This is a genomic window from Candidatus Melainabacteria bacterium, assembly GCA_016193285.1.
GTDB lineage: Bacteria > Cyanobacteriota > Vampirovibrionia > 2-02-FULL-35-15 > 2-02-FULL-35-15 > JACPSL01.
The window spans coordinates 52,940-69,287 of the sequence record JACPSL010000012.1; the positions used below are offsets into that span (position 1 = coordinate 52,940).

General features: G+C 33.1%; 17 protein-coding genes. 7 read left to right on the top strand and 10 right to left on the bottom strand.

The features are described from left to right. Positions 1-2 precede the first annotated feature (2 nt). Genes yidC through rpmH form a run of 4 tightly spaced genes read right to left on the bottom strand, consistent with a single transcriptional unit; the run spans position 3 to position 1,924 of the window. Entirely contained in the window at positions 3-1,097 is a 1,095-nt protein-coding gene (gene yidC / locus HYY52_03040; protein ID MBI2995668.1) for a membrane protein insertase YidC, read from the bottom strand. Continuing rightward, complete coding sequence (gene yidD / locus HYY52_03045; protein MBI2995669.1) at positions 1,087-1,365, bottom strand: membrane protein insertion efficiency factor YidD; 279 nt, start codon at positions 1,363-1,365, stop codon at positions 1,087-1,089. Before yidD ends, yidC begins: the two co-directional genes overlap by 11 nt. A gap of 46 nt (positions 1,366-1,411) precedes the next feature. Beyond that, positions 1,412-1,780 carry a ribonuclease P protein component gene (rnpA, locus tag HYY52_03050; GenBank protein MBI2995670.1) on the bottom strand — a complete coding sequence of 123 codons (369 nt, stop codon included), beginning with the start codon at positions 1,778-1,780 and terminating at the stop codon, positions 1,412-1,414. Positions 1,781-1,786: 6 nt separating this feature from the next. After that, a complete protein-coding gene (gene rpmH, locus HYY52_03055; GenBank protein ID MBI2995671.1) occupies positions 1,787-1,924 on the bottom strand; it encodes a 50S ribosomal protein L34 in 138 nt (45 codons plus the stop codon). A 128-nt stretch (positions 1,925-2,052) separates the two neighbouring features. Between rpmH and dnaA the strand changes: the two genes are divergently transcribed. Next, positions 2,053-3,405, top strand: a complete 1,353-nt coding sequence (gene dnaA / locus HYY52_03060; protein MBI2995672.1) for a chromosomal replication initiator protein DnaA — start codon at positions 2,053-2,055, stop codon at positions 3,403-3,405. Between the two features lie 50 nt (positions 3,406-3,455). Beyond that, complete coding sequence (locus tag HYY52_03065; protein MBI2995673.1) at positions 3,456-4,955, top strand: aldehyde dehydrogenase family protein; 1,500 nt, start codon at positions 3,456-3,458, stop codon at positions 4,953-4,955. On the opposite strand, the gene HYY52_03070 is transcribed toward HYY52_03065, so the two are convergent. The 4 genes from HYY52_03070 to murA form a co-directional block, all read right to left on the bottom strand. Then, positions 4,947-5,813 carry a patatin-like phospholipase family protein gene (locus tag HYY52_03070; GenBank protein MBI2995674.1) on the bottom strand — a complete coding sequence of 289 codons (867 nt, stop codon included), beginning with the start codon at positions 5,811-5,813 and terminating at the stop codon, positions 4,947-4,949. The genes HYY52_03065 and HYY52_03070 overlap by 9 nt on opposite strands. Further along, entirely contained in the window at positions 5,756-6,061 is a 306-nt protein-coding gene (locus tag HYY52_03075) for a YggU family protein (protein MBI2995675.1), read from the bottom strand. The genes HYY52_03070 and HYY52_03075 overlap by 58 nt, the downstream gene beginning before the upstream one ends. 5 nt (positions 6,062-6,066) lie before the next feature. Continuing rightward, on the bottom strand, positions 6,067-6,714 hold the full coding sequence (locus tag HYY52_03080) for a hypothetical protein (protein MBI2995676.1): 648 nt from the start codon (positions 6,712-6,714) through the stop codon (positions 6,067-6,069). 93 nt (positions 6,715-6,807) lie between these two features. After that, complete coding sequence (gene murA, locus HYY52_03085) at positions 6,808-8,130, bottom strand: UDP-N-acetylglucosamine 1-carboxyvinyltransferase (protein MBI2995677.1); 1,323 nt, start codon at positions 8,128-8,130, stop codon at positions 6,808-6,810. 92 nt (positions 8,131-8,222) lie between these two features. Here murA and HYY52_03090 point away from each other — a divergent pair, with 92 nt between their 5' ends. The 5 genes from HYY52_03090 to HYY52_03110 are packed head-to-tail and all read left to right on the top strand — an operon-like array spanning position 8,223 to position 13,341. Continuing rightward, the gene (locus HYY52_03090; protein ID MBI2995678.1) at positions 8,223-9,800 is read left to right on the top strand and encodes a UbiD family decarboxylase; all 1,578 of its coding nucleotides are present in this window, start codon (positions 8,223-8,225) and stop codon (positions 9,798-9,800) included. Positions 9,801-9,803: 3 nt separating this feature from the next. Further along, positions 9,804-10,466 (top strand): phosphatase PAP2 family protein, encoded by a 663-nt coding sequence (locus tag HYY52_03095; protein ID MBI2995679.1) that lies wholly within the window; start codon positions 9,804-9,806, stop codon positions 10,464-10,466. A gap of 26 nt (positions 10,467-10,492) precedes the next feature. Further along, complete coding sequence (pyrF, locus tag HYY52_03100; protein MBI2995680.1) at positions 10,493-11,221, top strand: orotidine-5'-phosphate decarboxylase; 729 nt, start codon at positions 10,493-10,495, stop codon at positions 11,219-11,221. 3 nt (positions 11,222-11,224) lie between these two features. After that, entirely contained in the window at positions 11,225-12,313 is a 1,089-nt protein-coding gene (gene dnaJ, locus HYY52_03105) for a molecular chaperone DnaJ (GenBank protein ID MBI2995681.1), read from the top strand. 26 nt (positions 12,314-12,339) lie between these two features. Further along, positions 12,340-13,341, top strand: coding sequence for an AAA family ATPase (locus HYY52_03110; GenBank protein MBI2995682.1), 1,002 nt, complete (start codon positions 12,340-12,342; stop codon positions 13,339-13,341). On the opposite strand, the gene fusA is transcribed toward HYY52_03110, so the two are convergent. Further along, entirely contained in the window at positions 13,316-15,394 is a 2,079-nt protein-coding gene (gene fusA / locus HYY52_03115; protein MBI2995683.1) for an elongation factor G, read from the bottom strand. The two genes, HYY52_03110 and fusA, sit on opposite strands and share 26 nt — an antisense overlap. Before the next feature lie 138 nt (positions 15,395-15,532). Continuing rightward, positions 15,533-16,300 carry a DNA repair protein RecO gene (recO, locus tag HYY52_03120; protein ID MBI2995684.1) on the bottom strand — a complete coding sequence of 256 codons (768 nt, stop codon included), beginning with the start codon at positions 16,298-16,300 and terminating at the stop codon, positions 15,533-15,535. Between the last annotated feature and the right edge of the window lie 48 nt (positions 16,301-16,348).

Sequence of the window (16,348 nt, forward strand, 5' to 3'; positions counted from 1 at the left end):
AGTTATGTTCTCATTACCATCCATGTTTGCAATGCTTGAATAAAACCACTTACTACAAAATATAAAAGTACCCCTGCAGGGACAGGAAACATTAAAGTCATTACACCTACCATGGACGGCATTATTTTTTGCATTGTTTTTTGCATCTCAGCTTGTTTTAAATCTATTGGAGGTGGTGAAGATTTTGCAGTAACTTTTCCAGAAAGCCAGATTGTTACTACAAACAAAAAAACTAAAATTATTATATCCATGTTTAGTTTTCCACTTATTGGATCAACTGCCCCAGTTTTTCCAAGTCCACTTATAAACAAGAAATTATCTTTTTCAGAACTGCCAGGTAAGATTGCTTGTAAGTAAACTTTTGTAGGTTGCTTTGTTTTTAAAGTAACGTTATTATCAGGCTTTACTTTAATTTCAGCAAAAGAGTTTAAGTCTTTTGCTGTATATCCTGGTGTATAGTATGGCCTGTCAGAAAGTTGCCACTGAATGTTTTCTGTAATCCCATTTATATTTCCTTCAAGCTTAAAAATACTGTATGTAATTTCTTTATTAGCTGGAATCCTTACAGGACCAGGGTTTAAAACTAATCTTCCTTTTTCTCCTTTCTTACCAACAAAAATAGTTGGTGTAGATGAACCTTTTATTTGTTCATTTAATGTTTGATCTTTGTTTAAAATTTCTACTGGTACAGTTATTGCAACTGGTTTAAATGGAGAACCATTGAAAGCCCAAAAAAGAGCAATTAAAATTGGGAGCTGAAATAACATTGGGAAACAACCACCAAGAGGATTTACTTTATTAGTTTGATAAAATTCCATCATATCTTTTTGAAATGCAGCTTGTACTTCTTTTAATTTCCCTGGCTTATCTTTATATCTTTCTTTTTGTTGGTTAAATCTGTCCTGAAGAATTTTTATTTTAGGCTGAAGTGCTTGCATTTTTCGCATTGATTCAGTTTGTTGTTTTGTAAGTGGATAAAGAATAATTTTTACAAGTATTGTTACTGCAATAATTGCCCAGCCGTAACTCCCTAAAGTACGATTGAAAAAATCAAGCATTGGCAAAATAAAGTGATATGTTATTAAACTAAAATCCATGAATTAACCTCGCAACCTCATAACCTTGTAACCTCGAAACCTTGTAACCTCGAAACCTCGGTACTTCGTCTATCCCTCCTTCACATAATGGATGACATCTTAAAATCCTTTTAACTGAGAGAGCAAGGCCAATAAACAGGCCATGTTTTTGAATTGATTCTAAAAAATAATCAGAACAACTTGGATAAAAACGACATTCAAAAAAGCCAAATAAAGATCTTAAAAATCTTGTCTTTTGCCATAAGTTGGTTGAAAAAGGAAGGGCCATATAAAGGAATGTGTGTATTGTAGAAAAAACTTTTGTAAACATATACCTAATTAATTTTTCTTAACAAGTCTTCCATTGTATCTCTTATTTGCATGAAGGTAGAATTCTTTATGCCTGGATTTGCTATCCATATCAAAACATTTGGAATGGTTTTATTTTGTAAAAGAAATGTGTTTTTAATTAATTGATATGCAGCTCTCATTCTTCTTTTTATTAAATTTCTTTTAGTTGCTCTTTTGTCTACTTTTAAACCTACAATAAAAGCAGCTTTAGGTAACTTGTTAATATCTTTTCTCTTAAATAAATAATAAAGACTTAATAAATTAGAACTTAGCCTTCGTTTCATTTTATTCCTAGGATTAAAAATAAAATTAAAAAGACTTCTATCTTTTAGTCTTTCAGATTTAGGTAGCATAATAAATTAACTTATTGCAAGTCTCTTGCGACCTTTTAACCTTCTTCTTTTTAATACGTTTCTACCTGCTTTGGTTTTTAATCTTGCCCTAAAACCACTAGTTTTAATTTTTTTTCTTTTTGATCCACCTAAAGTTCGTTTCATTGATTGTTTCCCTTATGTTTTTGCAACACCAATATTTATAACATAAATTCTCAATTCTCAATTCTTAATTCTCAATTTTTTCATGTTAAGCTCATAAGTCCGCTTTAAAAAGCTAAAGAGTCTTTGTTATGAATTATGATGTTGAAAAAATTTGGCAAGATGTTCAAGTCCATCTTTCTAAGGAAATAAAAGGCCCAAGCTTTCAAACTTGGATAAAGCCTTCTAAGCTCATTGAGCTAAAAGAAGATAAAGCTACTCTTGCAGTAAAAAATGAATTTAATAAGAACTTTCTCAAACAATGCTACATAGATAAGATTTCATATTGCATTGAAAAAACAATTAAAAGGAAAATCACATTAGAAATTGTTGTTAAAAGTGATTTAAAGATAAGTGAGTTTGTTTCATCAATTGCAAATTTAAAAGAAGTAGAAATTCAACCCTTGGCCCTCAGCCCTCAGTCCGCAACAAATTTAAATCCTTCTTATACTTTTGAAAATTTTGTTGTTGGGCCATGTAATCAGTTTTGTCATGCTGCTGCACTTGCTATTGCTGAAACACAAGGGGAGTTATATAACCCATTATTTATTTATAGTGGAGTTGGCCTTGGAAAAACTCATTTAGTACATGCAATTGCAAACTATGCAATGAGTGAAAATAAGAATGCTCATGTAAAATATACAAGCTCTGAATCTTTTACAAATGAGTTGATCCAATCTATAAGAACCAATTCAATGTCTGGGTTTAGAGAAAAATTCAGGCACGTGGATATTTTAATGATTGACGATGTTCAGTTTTTAGCTGGAAAGGAAGCAACTCAGGAAGAATTTTTTCATACATTTAATACACTCAAAGAAAATGGCAAGCAAGTAATTCTAACTGCAGACAGGCCTCCAAGCTCTTTGTCTTCTATTGCTGACAGACTAAGAAGTCGGTTTGAAGGCGGGTTAATTGCAAATATTCAATTTCCTGATCTTGAAACCAGAACGGCCATCATTCTTTTAAAAGCTGAACGTTTAAATATTAATTTGCAAATGGATGTTGCAGAGTATATTGCGACTATGTATTCAAATAATATAAGAGAACTTGAAGGTGTATTAAAGAGAGTTCATGCATATTTTTCTTTTACTCAAGAAGAAATAAATTTAAAAAATGTTCAAAGAGTTTTATCGTCAAATCATTCCTCTTGTAATAAACCATCTCCAGAAACCATGCTTAAGATTGTTGCCTCTTTTTACAATATTTCCTCTGACGATTTAATTAGTTTAAAAAGGTCTTCTGATTTAACATTGCCAAGACATATTGCTATTTATCTCTTACATAATTCAGGGTTAAGTTTTCCAAGAATTGGAGAATTATTATCTAAGAGGACTCATAGTTCTGCAATTTATGCTTATAAACAAATTAAGAAAAAACTTGAGCAAGACAAAGTGCTTTCCGAAAATGTTAATTCTTTAATGGGATTAATTGAAAGAAGAAGATAAAGACTTATAATTTATTTATAAGTACACTTAACGAAAAAAGGAGAAAACCAATGGCAACAAAACAATTAGAGTTACATCAATCAGTAGTAAAGTTTTTAAGTTCTGCACCAAAAAAAATGTTAATTGGTGGTGAGTTTGTAAGTGCTAAATCTGGAAAAACTTTTGACACAATTAATCCTGCAACAGGTGAAGTAATTGTAAAAGTTTGTGAGGCTTCTAGTGAAGATATTGATAAGGCAGTTAAGGCTGCAAGAAAAGCATTTGAAGGAGAGTGGAAAAAAGTTACTCCATATCAAAGGCAACAGCTTTTACTTAAGCTTGCAGATTTAGTTGAAAAAAATTCAGAAGAGCTTGCACAACTTGAAACCTTGGATAATGGAAAACCAATTAATGAATCAAGAGCAGTAGACGTTCCATTTACTGTAGAACATTTTAGATATTATGCTGGCTGGGCTACAAAAATACATGGTGAGACACTTCCAGTCTCATGTGGGAATTATTTTACTTATACCTTACGTGAGCCCGTTGGTGTAGTTGGCCAAATTATTCCATGGAACTTTCCTCTTCTTATGGCAGCATGGAAAATTGCAGCAGCAATTGCTTGTGGGAATTGTGTAGTATTAAAACCTGCAGAACAAACACCACTTACTGCTCTTAGGCTTGGTGAACTTATTATGGAAGCAGGATTTCCAGCTGGTGTTATAAATATTTGTCCAGGCTTTGGGCCTACTGCTGGTGCTGCTTTATCAAGTCACATAGATGTAGATAAAGTAGCCTTTACAGGAGAATATACTACAGGCCGGGAAATTATAAAAGCTTCAGCAGGAAACTTAAAAAGAGTTTCACTTGAACTTGGAGGGAAATCACCAAACATTGTTTTTATGGATAGTGATCTTGAAGGTGCATTAAGAGGATGTATGGGAAGTGTATTTTTTAATCAAGGTCAGGTTTGTTGTGCTGGTACTAGGCTTTTTATAGAAAAACCAATCTATGAAGACTTTGTATCAAAGCTTTCAGACAGAGCAAGAAAAATAAAACTTGGTCCTGGCTTAAGTGAAGAAACTCAAATGGGGCCACTTGTTAGTGAAGACCAGTTAAAAAGAGTAACTGGATATCTGGATATTGGTAAAAAAGAAGGAGCAAAAGCAGTATGTGGTGGTGAAAGAGCAAAAGATGGTGACTTACAAAGAGGATATTTTGTAGAGCCAACTATTTTTGCAAATGTTAACAATAAAATGAGAATTGCACAAGAAGAAATTTTTGGACCTGTTGTAAGTGCAATTCCATTTAAAGATGTTAATGATGCAGTGTTTCAAGGGAATGAAACTACATACGGCCTTGCTAGCGGTGTATGGACAAAGGACATTAAAAAAGCACATGCAGTTGCAAGAGCATTAAAAGCAGGGACAGTTTGGGTAAATTGTTACAATATCTTTGATCCAGCTACACCATTTGGAGGCTACAAACAAAGCGGGTTTGGACGTGAAGGTGGACTACATGCGCTAGAACTTTATACACAAGTAAAAAGTGTGTTTGTAAATTTAGATTAGTGCATTTTTGTTACTTGATGCACCCTTATATTCTGAAAGTATTCTTCTTGCTGCAAGATAACCAGCATTAATAATCTCGTCGATTTGCCAGTTTTTTAAATTAAAATCTAATGAGCTTACATTCCATACAGCTGGATTTATTACAAATAAATCCCCTCTTTGTTTGCAGTCTTTTTCAAATTTCCATCTGTTAATGTCTTCTTGAACTCTTGCAAAGGATAAGATTTCAAATCCTTGAATAATTTTTGATATTTTTCCACCTTCGTTTTCTTTTAAACCAACATAACCAAGACTAATAGCTAATAATGAAAGGAAGTTGTCTTGAAAATTAAAAAATATTGGACAAGAATTCCAGTGTCCACCGTCAATATATGTACAGTTGCCTACCTCGTGTTCTTTAAAAATACCACTAATTGCACAACTTGCTGCAATTGAATTTTTTAAGTCAGTAATTTTTAACATGTCTGTGTACATAGCTTTTATTCCACATCTTGGGCTTTTGGTTGCCATGATATGTAATTTACTAACAAGTTCAATTTCTTTTAGTTCATTTTTTGTAAATTGTTTTTCTATCCACTCCCCAATTTTTATTGTTGTAGGTTCTGTAAATAAAAATTCAAACTTATCTGATATAAACCAAAATGGGAACAACTTTTTATGCATTTTTTCTTCTTTAAAAAGATTAATTACATCTTTAGGGTCTTTTCTTAAAAAGATAAATGGTGCTATTAAAGAACCACCTGACACTGCAATAATTTCATTAAACTTTATTTCATTCTCAAAACAATATTTATAAACACCTAAATGAGCATAAGATCTAACTCCGCCACCAGATAAGACAAGATTAAATGTTTGCATGAAGATATTATAATTGTTTTTCTTTTTTGTTTATGCCCTTTAATAATCTTGATATTTGATTTTGGTATTTTTAGTTTTTCAGCTAAAAATCTAACTAATTCTTCATTTGCAGCATTATCTTGTGGAGGGGATTTTAATTTAATTTTTAGTGAGTCATTGTATATGCCAACAATTTCTAATTTTGAAGAGCGAGGAATAACGTAAATGTTTAACGTTAGATTATTGTTTTCTTTTTTATACCAGTTCACTTTTTTTAAAAATGAAAACGTTGTGGGCTGGTCTCAAATCTGTCTGTCTTAAAATAATAACCGAGAAAATCTACAAAAAGTACATCGTGTACATCGTAACTCTTAGAACCGTTACCAGAGATTACTGTTGTTGCATCAGGATATTGCTTCTTGAGCATGTAATCTTGTGCAGCTGAATATCCTGAATGAACTTGCTCAGCTTCAGGTGTAGTTTCACCAAGCTCTTTTTCGTGTTTTGTTCTAGCTTGATTGATCATATTTTTTAGAGCATAAATATTTGCAGAGCCTTGTGTTACTCTGAGATCAAAGACTGGTGATATTAGTACAATCTTAGTATCTTCTTGCTCGTCTGTTCTAGTGCTAGCCACTGCTCCAACAGCTAACTCAAGCTGTTGGTTCCTTCTTATCAACATTAGTACAACTGGGTAATCACTTACATCTGTACAATACTTATCCCATTGCTCTTTTGTCCATTCCTTAAACCCGCCTGTAGCTGGTTTAGGTTTATAAACAACATATGGTTCTAATGTTTTTATAACACTAGGTATATCCATAGCTTTTAATAAGTTACTTGCTGGAGCTTGTTGAAGAGATGAAATCCCTCCAGTACCGGCGCTTGTTTTGCTAGGTGTTGTAGCGTCATTTACTCGCATAAATAATTACTATACAGCAAGAAAAAAGCTTTTAATTTTTCCTTTAGAATTATTTAATTAATTTGCTTAACTTGCCGTAAATACTGAATTTATTTAACTTTTTGTTTTTTGTTCCACTGGTATATTTTCTTCAATTGTTTCACCAGAAATATTTTTTGTTCTTGTAATTTTTGCTCCTAATGAACAAAGTTTTTGATCCATGGATTCGTAGCCACGATCAATATGTGATAAGCCAGTAATTTCTGTTTTTCCACTAGCAATTAATCCTGCAACAACTAATCCAGCCCCACCACGAATATCTTGAGCAGTTATTTTTGTACCACTTAATTTTTCTACACCATTTATTACTGCAACATTGTTACTTACTTTTATATCTGCTCCCATTCTTACTAATTCATTTACATGTGAAAAACGTTCTTCATAAATTGTTTCTTTAATTGTGCTTGTACCAACTGCAACTGTAAGTGGCACTGTAATTAATGCTTGCATGTCAGTAGGAAATCCAGGATACCATCCTGTGCTTATGCTTACAGGATGCAGTCTACCATAAGATGCTTTGCCTTTTACTACTCTATTGTCAAGTACTTCAATTGTTACTCCTGCTTCTTGAAGTTTACTTGTTGTAGCTTGTATATGCTCTGGATCTATATTTCTTATAATAACTTCTCCTCCAGTAGCAATAGCTGCAATTAGATAAGTCCCTGCTTCTAATCTGTCGCTAAGAGGTACATATTCTGTTGAATGTAAATCTTTTTGCTTAATTCCTGCAATTGTCATCTGATGAGTACCAGCCCCATGGATATTTGCTCCCATTGAATTTAAGAAACAAGCAAGATCAACAATCTCAGGATCACAAGCAGCATTTTCAATTATTGTTTCACCTTCAGCAAAAATGCTAGCTAACATTATATTTTCAGTAGCGCCATTACTTGGTAAATCTAAATAAATTCTTGCACCAGTTAACTTACCTGCTTTTGCAAGCATATAACCTTGATCTAGTTTTACTTCAGCACCTAATGCTTTTAAACCTTTTTCATGAAGATCTAATCTTCTAGTTCCAATTTGACATCCTCCAGGAAGTGCAACTCTTGCTTCTTTAAATCTAGCAAGTAATGGACCTACTACATTAAATGAAGCTCTAAGTTTGTTTACTAATTCATGTGGTGCAAATGATCCTGAAATATCAGAACTATCAATTTCTAATGAGTTACCTTTAAATTTTATTTTTGCTCCTAAGAACTCTAGTACTTCAACCATACTAAACACATCAGTTAGTCTTGGTACATTAGTTATACAAACAGAGCCTGGAAAAATTAATGAAGCTGCCATTTGTTTTAAAACAGCATTTTTTGCTCCAGAGATTATGACTTCCCCAGATAATTTTTTTTCACCAGTTATGACTAATTTCTCGTTCATTTTCCCTTAAAATAAAACACAAAGAGGCATTGTACCATTTATTCCGTTATTCTTTATACCCTCATTTTATAATAGTTTGGTAAAGGTTTTTGATGTACAAAGATCTAAGAACATTTATAAGAAAACTTGAAGAATGTAGTGAACTTATAAGAGTAACTGCACCAGTAAATCCCTATCTTGAGATTTCTGAAATAACTAACAGAGTTTCAAAAGCAAACCAGGACAAAAATAAAGCCTTACTATTTGAAAATGTTTTAGGGTGTCAGATTCCAGTTCTTATTAATGCCTTAGGTTCTTATAAAAGAATGTACTTAGCATTAGGTGTTAATTCATTTAAAGAGATTGCAGAGAGGATTGAAAAGTTCCTAGATAAAAAGATCCCTGATAGCTTTTTAGGTAAGTTAGGGATGCTACCAAAACTTGTTGAGATAGCTTCTTTCCCTCCACGTATTGTAAGTAATGGCCCTTGCCAAGAGATAGTGATAACTTCTCCAAAAGAACCCATGCTAGATAAGTTACCCATCATTACTGCATGGCCTCAGGACGTGGCTCCTTTTATTACTATGACAGTTGTTGTAACAAAAGATCCTATAACAGGTATACGTAATGCAGGAATGTATCGCCTGCAAAAATTGGACAATTGTACTACTTGTATGCATTGGCATAAGCATCATGATGGAGGTCAGAACTATATTGAGACTATAGACTATAGACCAGAGACCAAAGACCTTGCTTCTGTTTTGGAATTGAGAGCAAGGATGACAGATAGATTAGGACAAGAAGTAGAACGAGACGGCGAGACAGCTATAAAGCTTCAAGAAAAAACCTTGAAACCTCGCAAGATGGAAGTTGCTGTTGCAATTGGCTGTGATCCAGCTATTATGTATGCAGCAAGTGCTCCACTTCCACATGGAGTTGATGAGTTTTTATTTGCTGGTTTTTTAAGAAGTGCACCAGTTGAGCTTGTTAAATGTAAAACAGTAGATCTTGAAGTACCGGGGGCAAGTGAAATTATACTTGAGGGTTATGTTGATTTAGATGAGCTTACCGTAGAGGGGCCATTTGGAGATCATACTGGTTTTTATAGCCAGCCAGCTTTATTCCCGAAGTTTCACATTACTGCAATGACTCACAGAAAAGATCCAATTTATACTACAACTATTGTTGGCAAGCCACCAATGGAAGATTGTTATATGGGAAAAGCAACTGAACAAATATTTTTGCCGCTCATTAAAGTTTTTTTGCCAGAAGTTGTGGATTTAAATTTTCCACTTGAAGGAGTTTTTCATAATTGTGCAATAGTAAGTATAAAGAAAAAATATCCAGCTCATGCAAAAAAAGTTATAAATGCAATCTGGGGTTTAGGACAAATGATGTTTACAAAATATGTTATAGTTGTTGATCATGATATAGATGTTCATAATATATCTGAAGTTGCATTTCATGTTTTTGCAAATACAGATCCAAAACGCGATTCACTTTTTACAGAAGGACCAGCAGACATTTTAGATCATGCACCAAATAAAATTGCTATGTCTGGTAAGATGGGGCTTGATGCAACAAGGAAATTGGCCTCAGAAGGATATGAAAGACAGTGGCCTTGTGAAATGCTGATGGACAAAGCTACTAAAGAGTTGGTATCTAGAAGGTGGAAGGAGTATGGGCTATAGAAAATGATGTATTTTATACTCCATCCAATCTCATCTTTAAATCATCTTGTTGCAAGGTTATTTACTGATCAAGCAACTTTTTTAATTTCTATAATTGTCTTTGTATTAATTTCACTAAATTTTAAAAATAGGTTTTGGCAAAAAGCTGATAGAGAAATTTCTGAATGGGCAAAAGAGTCAAGTAACAATTTTTTTAAAACACATGCTGAAGACAATGCTATTTTTGGAAATGCAATATTTCATATTTTGTTTTCAGTTGTACTTTCACTTATTTTTTTCTTAGTAAAACATAAGTTTAGTCTTGTAATGTCGATTTTATTTACACTTATTTTTTCGTGGGGTTTAAACCGTGCCATGAAGTTAATTTTCAGAAGAATAAGACCTGAAAATATTCCAGCTAGTACAAGGAGAAGGCTTAGCTATTGCTTTCCAAGTGGGCATGTTATGGCAAGTATTCCAATTTATTTTTTTAGTGCAATTCTTTTACAAACCTTGTTACCATTTTTGCCTTGGTATTTAATAGCGTTTGTGATTTCAATTCTTGTTGTGATGTCTAGAATTTACTTAAACCATCACTATTTTTCAGATGTCTTAGCAGGGATAGCTGCTGGAATCTTTTGCTTACATATTTCAATATGGTTTTATTTTTTTACCGGGCTTGTGTAGTTAATGATTAGATACAATTTTAACCAATGAATTGTAAAGCAAAAGATTATTTAATAGTTGCACTTGATACGTCAAGCAAGGATGAAGCTTTAAAAGTAGTTCAGGAGCTTAAAGACTGTGTTGGATTTTTTAAGGTTGGCTTAGAACTTTTTACAGCTTGTGGACCTAAAATAATTCAAGAAATAAAAAAGAGAAATTGTAAAATTTTCTTTGACGGGAAATTCTTAGACATACCAAATACAGTCAGTAAAGCCATTGCGAATTTGGTTTGTCACAAAGTAGATATGATAAATGTACATTTATCAGGTGGGATTAAAATGTTGCTTGAAGCAAAAGAAATTTTACAGAAGACTGCAAAAGAAAACAATATTCAAGCTCCTAAACTTCTTGGAGTAACAGTTTTAACTAGCATAACTAATGAAATCCTTCAGGATGATCTGCAAATTAAAACTCAAATAGAAGAGTATGTTTTAAGCAGAGCAAAACTAGCTATGCAAACAGGTTTAGATGGCATTGTGTGTTCTCCAAGAGAAGCAAGTGTTATTAGAAAAGCTACAAGTGAAGATTTTTTAATTGTTACACCAGGAGTAAGGCCTTTATGGTCAACTGCAGATGATCAAATGAGAATAGCTACTCCAAAAGAAGCAATTACAAGTGGTACAAATTATATTGTAGTTGGAAGGCCTATTACACAAGCAAAGGACCCTCTTGAAGCTACAAAGAAAATATTAGAAGAAATTGAAAGTTGTTGTTAAATTATGGCTCAAACAAAAGATTTATATGCAATATTAGGTGTAAGCAGAGATGCTTCTGAAGATGAAGTTAAAAAGGCCTTTAGACAGCAAGCAAGAAAATACCATCCGGACAATAAAGAGACTGGCAATGAAGATTTGTTTAAAGAAATTAACCATGCATATGAAATTTTAAGTGATCCTGAAAAAAGAGCAATTTATGATAGATATGGCTTAGATGGTCTAAAGAGCACTTTTGGTGATTTAGATATTTTTGATTTTGGTGATTTAAGTGATATATTTTCACAATTTTTTGGAGGTGCAGCAAGAGCTCACAGACCTACTGGGCCTGAAAGAGGTGCTGATCTTAGATTTGAACTAGAAATAGATTTTTTAGAAGCAATTCATGGTTGTACCAAAAAAATAACTATTTACCCCTTTGAGGAATGTGGAGTATGCAAAGGTACTGGTGCAAGACCAGGGTCTAAGTTAACTACCTGTAGAAGTTGTAATGGACTTGGAGAAGTAAGGAAAATTTCTGAATCATTTTTTGGTCATGTTACACAAATTACAACATGTCCAAGCTGTTTTGGAACAGGAAAAATTGTTGAGCAGATATGTACAGAGTGCCATGGCAAGGCTTTAAAACAAGTAAAAAAATCTATTGATGTTAAAGTACCATGTGGTGTAGATCATGGTGCAAGATTACGATGGGGCGGGAAAGGTAATGCAGGGAAAAAGGGAGGTCCGCCTGGTGATCTTTATGTAGTTGTTAATGTAAAAGAACATGAGATATTTGTTAGGGAAGAACAAAATATTTTTATTGAACAAAAGATTTCTTTTACTCAGGCAGCACTTGGAGGGAATATCAAGGTTCCTACTACTGAGGGAGAAAAAGCACTAAATATTCCAAGTGGTATTCAAACAGGCACTATTTTAAAAATGCCAGGTCTTGGTGTTCCAAAACTAAACAATCCAGCTAGGCGTGGAGACGAGCTTGTGCAAATTATGATTGAGACACCCACTAAACTTTCAGCAGAAGAAAGAAAAATCTTTGAACAATTAGCTAAGATTCAAGAAGAAAGAGAACATAAGAAAAAAGAATTTTTTGACTGAGAGTATAATATTTAACCATACTAGCTATGTCAGATGTAAGAAAAGAATATATTGAAGCTGCAAAAAAAATAGAATCTGCTCTATATGAAGTAAAGAAAATCATTGTAGGACAGGATCATATCTTAGAACGAGTGTTAGTGGGACTTTTGTCTAAAGGGCATGTTCTTCTTGAAGGTCCACCAGGCCTTGCAAAAACTTTGATTTTAAAAACTTTTGCAAGTGTATTAGACTTACACTTTCAAAGAGTTCAATTTACTCCTGATCTTTTACCATCTGATTTAATTGGTACACAAATTTACAATCAAAAGACAAATGATTTTGAAACTGTTTTAGGTCCAATTTTTGCAAATCTTGTTTTAGCAGATGAGATAAACAGAGCGCCAGCAAAGGTTCAAAGTGCACTTCTTGAAGCAATGCAAGAAAAACAAGTAACCATTGCTAAAAAATCCCATAAAATTGAAGAACCATTTATTGTTTTAGCTACACAAAATCCAATTGAACAAGAAGGAACATATCAACTGCCAGAAGCACAAATAGATAGATTTATGTTTAAACTTTTAATTACATATCCAAGTGCAAAAGAAGAAATTGCAATTGTAAATAGATTTTGCAATGAAAAGTTGCCAGAGATAAAAAAAATAATTAATAAGAGTGAACTCTTAGAATATGAGCAATTAGTAGAAAAAGTTTATGTAGATCCAAGTATTGTAAATTTCATTGCTGATTTAATTTCAGCTACAAGAGCACCCTTTGATTATAAATTAGAAGGCCTTTCTCAATATATAAGTTACGGTGCAAGTCCAAGAGCATCATTAAATCTTACCCAGGCTTTAAAAGCATATGCATTAATTCATGAAAGAGATTATGTAAAAGAAGAAGACATTGAAAAGTTGGTTTATGATGTACTAAGACACAGGATCACGTTAAGTTATGAAGGTATCATGGCTAAAGAAACACCAGTAAGCATTTTAACTACAATTTTAAATAAGATAAAACCAAAACTTATTTCTTCTTACCACTTATTATAGGTTCAGCTACATTATTAGGTACTTCTTCATAACAAGCAAACTCCATGGTAAATGTACCTTGACCTTTAGTCATGTTTCTTATGTCAGTTGCATAACCAAACATTTCTGCAAGCGGAACTTTTGCATGTACTTTTGATACACCCATTTCTGTATTCATTCCTTCAATTCTGCCGCGTCTGCTTGAAATATTTCCAATTACATCACCCATAAAACTTTCTGGGACTTCAACTTCCAAATCCATAATTGGTTCAAGCAAGATTGGTCTTGCTTTCATGAAACCTTCTTTTAATGCCATGGATCCTGCAATTTGAAATGCCATATCTGAAGAGTCTACTTCATGGAAACTACCATCATGAAGAGTTACTTTTAAATCAATAATTGGGTATCCAGCTAAAACACCACCAACCATTGCTTCTTTTATGCCTTTTTCAATTGCAGGAATATATTCTTTTGGAATAATACCACCAACAATTTTATTTGCAAATTCAAAACCTGAAGCTGGTGGAAGAGGTTCAAGATCAATTACACAATGCCCATACTGACCACGACCACCTGATTGTCTAATGTATTTTCCTTCTTGAGTTACTCTGCCTTTTACTGTTTCCCTGTAAGCAACTTGTGGTTTCCCAACATTTGCTTCTACTTTAAATTCTCTAAGTAATCTATCTACAAGAATTTCAAGATGAAGTTCTCCCATACCTGAAATAATTGTTTGTCCTGTTTCATGATCAACTCTAACTTTAAAAGTAGGATCTTCTTCAGCAAGTTTTTGAAGTGAGATACCAATCTTTTCTTGATCTGCTTTTGTTTTTGGTTCTATTGCAACAGATATAACAGGATCAGGGAAGTGCATTGATTCAAGAATAATTGGTTTATTTTCATCACACAATGTATCACCTGTACTTGTATCTTTTAAACCTACTACAGCACATATATCACCTGCATAAACTTCATCTACCTCAGTTCTTTCATCTGCCTGAAGTTTTACAAGACGACTTATTCTTTCTTTTCTATCTTTTGTAGCATTGTAAACGTAGCTTCCAGACTTTAAGTGTCCACTATAAATTCTTAAAAATGTTAAACGGCCTACGAATGGATCAGTCATTATCTTAAATGCAAGTGCACTAAACGGTTCATTGTCATCTGCTTTTCTTTCAGTGTGTTCACCATTTCTAAGCCAGCCTTTTATTGATTCAACTTCATCTGGTGCTGGTAAATAATCTACAACTGCATCAAGTAAAAGTTGTACACCTTTATTTTTAAAGGCTGATCCACAAGTAACAGGTACAATTTTTAATTTGCAGGTTGCTTCATGGAGTGCTTTCTTTAATTCGGGTACTGTAACTTCTTTCCCTTCAAAATATTTATGCATTAAGTCATCGTTAGTTTCTACAATAGCTTCAACAAGTTTCTCTCTATACTGTTTTGCTTTTTCAAGCATATCACTAGGAATGTCAACTATTTGAATTCTTTCACCTTTTGGATCATCTTCAGCATAAATATGTGCTTTCATTTCAATTAGGTCAATTAGTCCTCTAAAATTATCTTCAATACCTATAGGTAAATGGATAGCATGTGCATTAACTCTGAGATTGTCTTTAATTTGATGTAAGACTTTATAAAAATCAGAACCAACTCTGTCTAATTTGTTTACAAAAATAATTCTTGGGACTTTATATCTATCTGCTTGTCTCCATACTGTTTTTGTCTGTGGTTGAACCCCGCCAACACCACATAAGACAATTACAACACCATCTAGTACTCTCATTGATCTTTCAACTTCCACTGTGAAATCAACGTGCCCTGGTGTATCAATTAAGTTTATATATTTATTTTTCCATTTAGTTGAAATGGCTGCAGCAGTAATAGTTATCCCGCGTTCTCTTTCTTGTTCCATAAAGTCAGTAACAGTTGTTCCTTCATGGACTTCACCCATCTTATGTACAAGCCCGGAGTAAAAAAGTACTCTTTCAGTAGCTGTAGTTTTTCCTGCATCAATATGAGCAGCAATCCCCATGTTTCTAAATTCTGATAATGGTATTTGACGTGGCATTGTTTAGTGCTCTTCTCTTTAAAAGATAACTTATATAGAATAAAGCATAAGTCAATTGTTTCCAAGTATCTTTAACATCTTTTAATTATAAATTAGTGTTTACAATCTAGGTATCTCTTATTTCTTTTAACCGAGATATTACTGTAATGAGAGTGCTAAATCAAAACTTTTAATTTTATTTTTTGCTCTAGCATCTAAATGCTCTCGGAGAAGATCTAAAGCCGCATGAATATCTTCCTTACTAAAGGCTGAGAGCTGATAGCTGTCAGCTGATAGCTGATAGCTGATAGCTGATAGCAAAATTCCCAAAGCGTTAGCTCTTACTAATTTGTGCTCAATGAAATTTGCACATTCATCACAGAGTAACCCTCCAAGTGCACTTGAATATGGAAACCTTGTAACCTTGTAACCTTGTAACCTTGTAACCTCTTTACTACAAGAAACACATGTCTTAAACTGTGGTCTGTAGCCATGAATTGATAAGAACTGAACTATAAAATTAATTGAAAAAAGATCAACATCACTTATCTTTTGTAATTTATCTAGGTAGTCATAAAGCAAATCATAAGTCTGAATACTTTCAGATTCTTGTTCGTGTGCAAAGTTACTAACTACTTCTAAAGATAAAACCCCATATGTTAAACGTGTAAGATCAGATCTAAGTAAAAGAAAACTATTTATTTGTTCACACTCACAAATTATGTCTAGGCTTTTTCCTTTTGCAAACTGAAAAAAGCAACAGGACAATTGATCAATTTTGCCTCCTAATTTGTTATTTAATTTTCTTTTACCTTTAGCAATTGCTCTTACTAAGCCATTATGCTTTGTGTATATATTTAATATTTTGTCTGCTTCAGCCAGGTTGTAGCTGCTTAAAACTATTCCATAATCATTGAAGGTAGGCATAATTATCTTTAGAAGTATTACCCTTTATGACTAATTATAAAGCTTTAA

What these genes read in the sequence shown, in the direction of transcription:
- HYY52_03090 (MBI2995678.1), top strand. Translation starts at nt 8,223, where the DNA reads ATGTACAAAGATCTAAGAACATTTATAAGAAAACTTGAAGAATGTAGT.
- HYY52_03065 (MBI2995673.1), top strand. Translation starts at nt 3,456, where the DNA reads ATGGCAACAAAACAATTAGAGTTACATCAATCAGTAGTAAAGTTTTTA.
- HYY52_03110 (MBI2995682.1), top strand. Translation starts at nt 12,340, where the DNA reads ATGTCAGATGTAAGAAAAGAATATATTGAAGCTGCAAAAAAAATAGAA.
- rpmH (MBI2995671.1), bottom strand. Translation starts at nt 1,924, where the DNA reads ATGAAACGAACTTTAGGTGGATCAAAAAGAAAAAAAATTAAAACTAGT.
- pyrF (MBI2995680.1), top strand. Translation starts at nt 10,493, where the DNA reads ATGAATTGTAAAGCAAAAGATTATTTAATAGTTGCACTTGATACGTCA.
- yidC (MBI2995668.1), bottom strand. Translation starts at nt 1,097, where the DNA reads ATGGATTTTAGTTTAATAACATATCACTTTATTTTGCCAATGCTTGAT.
- murA (MBI2995677.1), bottom strand. Translation starts at nt 8,130, where the DNA reads ATGAACGAGAAATTAGTCATAACTGGTGAAAAAAAATTATCTGGGGAA.
- dnaJ (MBI2995681.1), top strand. Translation starts at nt 11,225, where the DNA reads ATGGCTCAAACAAAAGATTTATATGCAATATTAGGTGTAAGCAGAGAT.
- recO (MBI2995684.1), bottom strand. Translation starts at nt 16,300, where the DNA reads ATGCCTACCTTCAATGATTATGGAATAGTTTTAAGCAGCTACAACCTG.
- fusA (MBI2995683.1), bottom strand. Translation starts at nt 15,394, where the DNA reads ATGCCACGTCAAATACCATTATCAGAATTTAGAAACATGGGGATTGCT.
- yidD (MBI2995669.1), bottom strand. Translation starts at nt 1,365, where the DNA reads ATGGCCCTTCCTTTTTCAACCAACTTATGGCAAAAGACAAGATTTTTA.
- dnaA (MBI2995672.1), top strand. Translation starts at nt 2,053, where the DNA reads ATGAATTATGATGTTGAAAAAATTTGGCAAGATGTTCAAGTCCATCTT.
- rnpA (MBI2995670.1), bottom strand. Translation starts at nt 1,780, where the DNA reads ATGCTACCTAAATCTGAAAGACTAAAAGATAGAAGTCTTTTTAATTTT.
- HYY52_03070 (MBI2995674.1), bottom strand. Translation starts at nt 5,813, where the DNA reads ATGCAAACATTTAATCTTGTCTTATCTGGTGGCGGAGTTAGATCTTAT.
- HYY52_03095 (MBI2995679.1), top strand. Translation starts at nt 9,804, where the DNA reads ATGATGTATTTTATACTCCATCCAATCTCATCTTTAAATCATCTTGTT.
- HYY52_03080 (MBI2995676.1), bottom strand. Translation starts at nt 6,714, where the DNA reads ATGCGAGTAAATGACGCTACAACACCTAGCAAAACAAGCGCCGGTACT.